Raw genomic sequence first — 483 nt, 5'->3', positions numbered from 1 at the left:
ATTGTCGCTGTGGGCACCGCCCCGGTCCGGAATATCCGCCAGAGGAATATCACCATGTTCGTCACCATGATTGCCGCCAAAATCCGCGCCTTCCTGCGCTATCGCGAGACGGTTCGCGAGCTGTCGCGCCTGACCAACCGTGAGCTCGACGATCTTGGCCTGTCACGCTCGGAGATCCCCTTCATCGCCCGCTCGCACGCTGSGGCCTGAAGTCACTGAATAGAACCGCCGCGTCACCGGGCGCAGCGCGTTCCAGRTMGTTTCTCCCGGGGCTCATGTTTCCCTCCCCTTGAGCTTCGGTCGAAGAGCGAATGCCCGCCTCACGGCGGGCATTTTGCATTTCAGGGCTGCTTTCACTTGAGCCGGAATCCGGCTGCGAACTCGTCCGAGCCGTGAAAGCCCGAGCTCAACCCCTCCTTGTCATCGGAGGCGACCTCGCCGCCACGAAATCCTGATTGGGGCAAACTTTCCAATGGGGCGAAC

1 protein-coding gene is annotated in these 483 nt (G+C 61.7%); it reads left to right on the top strand.

What is annotated here, in order from left to right:
* Positions 1-54 precede the first annotated feature (54 nt).
* Positions 55-210 (top strand): DUF1127 domain-containing protein, encoded by a 156-nt coding sequence (locus tag AB4099_RS35220; protein WP_441481510.1) that lies wholly within the window; start codon positions 55-57, stop codon positions 208-210.
* Positions 211-483: the final 273 nt, after the last annotated feature.

Source organism: Allobosea sp. 2KB_26, assembly GCF_052115715.1.
GTDB lineage: Bacteria > Pseudomonadota > Alphaproteobacteria > Rhizobiales > Beijerinckiaceae > Allobosea.
This window is presented reverse-complemented; position numbering and strand designations above follow the sequence as displayed.